Here is a 3,245-nt window from a genome sequence, read left to right on the forward strand (position 1 = left end):
TGAATCTTTGACTGTAGGCTAATGATATCGAGGTTTTGAATTACTGAGATAGCCACAGTGTACTTTATGGTGTACTTTGTGGTGTACTTACCATACATACTCTATCTATGATCGGTGCGCTATACAGGCTTCGAACTATAGGCTATATGCTCGTGTTTACCATTTCAATAAAAGAAGCGAGGAAAAACAAATAACAACTCAAATCACAGAACATAGTATACCAAGCCATTTAAAAGGTTTGCTCAGAAGCTTGATAGGAAGAAAGCTTATCAACATCATTAAGTTTAATAACATACCTGAAAAACAGCTTATTGAAGACTATTATATGACCCCTGATGAATTTCTCTCTGAAGCTTTAGGGCCTACATTGTTTTACTTTGAAGGTGGATTGGTTGTTGGTGGTGGTAGTGATCCAAGCCGAAACACAGTACTAATGTGGGTGGAGAGGAATGAGATTGGAGAACACTGTAAATGGCTACAAGAAGAAGATAAGAGAGCTATTCCTTTTTATGCTAAAGATTTTGATGAATGGAAAATATATTTAAATCAAGTGGTAAAGTCAGTGACTATAATTAAAGAGATACCCGATAGTGATAGTAGGAAATTAGACTTGCCAAATGAAAGAGGTGTGCTTATTAAGTTTGAGAATGGGTCGGATTTTATCATGGCACATGGGTTACATGACTGTTCTGATAGTGAGTCATTGATCAAAATTACAGAGATAAATCCTTACTTCAGGGATCGATTAGAGTTCATTCCCGTTAAGAAAATTTGATTAGAAACATCTATATCCCAGCGGAACCATCTAAAAAGGCTTATTAATCAATTAATAGACTACTCATAGCAGACTACTATATTGGAACCACTTAATGAGCAGTGATTAGTTTAGGTCTTTCCTTGGCCACATCAGCGATCAGATGCCGTGAGCACTTAGCCATTTTTTGAATATCAGAATAGCTATGACCTGATTCGAGTAGACTGGCGATGATCTTACGTTTTTCAGTATCTTTCTTACGTCCTGAATACTTACCTTCTGCCTTAGCACGAGCAATACCTTGCATCTGGCGGTTACGGCGATCCTCATAATCTTTTCGAGCAATGGCTGCGAGCATATCCAGCATCATCGAGTTGATGGCCTGCAATATACTGCTCATAAATTCAGTGCTGCGTTTAGGTTGAAGCGCCATATAGGAGGTCGGCAGCTCTTTTGATACGATAGAGAGCTTTTTTTCTGATAGCATTCTTTTGAGCGTATCCCAATCAGCTTGGTTCAGACGCGCCAAGCGATCAATCTGCTCAACTAAGATAATATCGCCTTTATGAGCATCTTCAATCAGCTGCATAAGCTTTGGTCGCACCAAAATAGCTCCTGATTCGTTTTCGACATAGAAGGCGGCAAGCTTGTGGCCATGATCGTTGGCAAATGCCATGAGTTCGCTTTTGGCACGCTTAGCGTCTTGTTCTTTGGTAGACGCTCGTAGATACGCTCTGATAAACATAAACACCTAAAATAGTCTGTTATAAGTGGTTCCATTATACCAGTCTGTTTTAAGTAGTCTGTTAATAGGTTTGAAGGACGAAATCACTGGTTCCACTGGGGTATACCTCTAAACGAACAGTTCTCTTTATATCGCATTGAAAAATAATATATTTTATTCACAGATAGCTATTTTACAATTCGTTTCATTATCCTTGTGCTTTTATAACACAGCTTCATTTCTCATAGTGCTATTTTTAAATAGCAAAAGGATGTTTGCCCACTGAGTCATATCTAAACAGGAGCACAAGCAATGAATAATGTTTATCCCAGAAGCTTTTCACATGTTGGTCTGTCAGTGCCTGATATAGACAAGGCCGTCAAATTTTATACTGAGGTAATGGGTTGGTATACTATCGTGGCGCCTACCAAAATCGTCGAAGACGATAGCCCTGTAGGTCAAATGTGTACAGAAATATTTGGTGAAGGATGGAGCCATTTACACATAGCACACCTATCCACTGCTGATCGAGTGGGTGTAGAGCTTTTTCAATTTAAGAATCAGGAAGATCCTGAAGATAATTTTGAATACTGGAAAACAGGTATTTTTCACTTCTGTGTCCAAGATCCGAATCTTGAAGAGCTTGTAGAGAGCATCATTGCAGCTGGCGGTAAAAAGCGTATGGAAAAACCCCGTTATTACTACCCAGGTGAAAAACCTTATCGTATGATCTATATGGAAGATCCATTTGGCAATATCGTTGAGATATACAGTCATAGCTATGAGCTGACTTATAGTCTATAAATTAGGCATTTAACGCTACTGTTCAGCTAGTGTTAGATAAACTCAAACCGCCCCGATTTATAACAATCGGGGCGGTTTTGTATGTACGCTATTATTTTGGTCTGCGATGTATCGGTGAGCAAGGCCTGTTGAACATTCAACGTTTTAACCAATGATAAGCACAAGCTAGGCCTCCGTTCATCCGAAATTAATATAAAACCTAATATCTTTCTGCTAAGTTAAAAAAGATAGCCTTATTGTCTATCGGTTTGGAGGTGTTATGGATAAAAAGCTAAGAGGTAGTGATTTAGCGCGTGCAATGTTAAAAAGTGGTTATAGAAATATATGGTGTGCTGTCGATGACGAGAGCGATGATGGATAATGACGGTAATGACTTTACCTCTTATATCGTAGCATTTGAAAATGGCTATTTTCGTAGTGATAGCGGTATACAATGGTTATATGCTGTACCAATTAAGATAGAGGAAGTAAAAAACGATTGTTGTGCTTGTGGTCAGCATAGAGACCAATAAATAATAAGAAACACCGTAAAAACTGAACGTACAGATGACAGTTAGTGTTCTGGCATAGGAGTCAAACAAGACAAATCACAGCGAGTCACCTTGTCAAAGTGCGGTATAAAATGTGGCATATTTCAAAAGCCAATTACAGAGCGTCACTATAAGCAAAGAATACGGACGCTAGTTTGGTTCCTACTGTAGGAGTCACACTCAAACGGATTAATAAAATTAGTGGCAAATATTATTGTTAGTATGTAAATTAGAGCAACTGTTCCTAATGGTTTTAAAATAATTTTATATTATTGATAATTAATCCTTAATATTTATTTTATTATATATACACCTCACTCCTTTCTTACTATCAGAACCTCGAGTTATGTATCTTGTGTACATTCACAAGTACACTGCTACTTGCTAACTATTGTTAACATTAATAATATCAGTAACTTATTCTGCAGGTTCC

The 3,245-nt window shown here is 37.8% G+C and carries 4 protein-coding genes; 3 read left to right on the top strand and 1 reads right to left on the bottom strand.

The window, feature by feature from the left end:
- Positions 1–325 precede the first annotated feature (325 nt).
- A complete protein-coding gene (locus tag ACQKC9_RS13435; RefSeq protein WP_198327374.1) occupies positions 326–775 on the top strand; it encodes a hypothetical protein in 450 nt (149 codons plus the stop codon).
- 91 nt (positions 776–866) lie between these two features.
- Here the strand turns inward: ACQKC9_RS13435 and ACQKC9_RS13440 are convergent, their stop codons facing one another.
- The gene (locus tag ACQKC9_RS13440) at positions 867–1,499 is read right to left on the bottom strand and encodes a recombinase family protein (RefSeq protein WP_427622275.1); all 633 of its coding nucleotides are present in this window, start codon (positions 1,497–1,499) and stop codon (positions 867–869) included.
- Between the two features lie 291 nt (positions 1,500–1,790).
- On the opposite strand from ACQKC9_RS13440, the gene ACQKC9_RS13445 reads away from it, so the two are divergent.
- Positions 1,791–2,282 carry a lactoylglutathione lyase family protein gene (locus tag ACQKC9_RS13445; protein ID WP_427622277.1) on the top strand — a complete coding sequence of 164 codons (492 nt, stop codon included), beginning with the start codon at positions 1,791–1,793 and terminating at the stop codon, positions 2,280–2,282.
- 338 nt (positions 2,283–2,620) lie between these two features.
- Positions 2,621–2,794, top strand: a complete 174-nt coding sequence (locus tag ACQKC9_RS13450) for a hypothetical protein (protein WP_427622278.1) — start codon at positions 2,621–2,623, stop codon at positions 2,792–2,794.
- The last annotated feature ends 451 nt before the right edge of the window (positions 2,795–3,245 follow it).

Origin of the sequence: Psychrobacter sp. NPDC078409 (assembly GCF_050268505.1) — a bacterium.
GTDB lineage: Bacteria > Pseudomonadota > Gammaproteobacteria > Pseudomonadales > Moraxellaceae > Psychrobacter.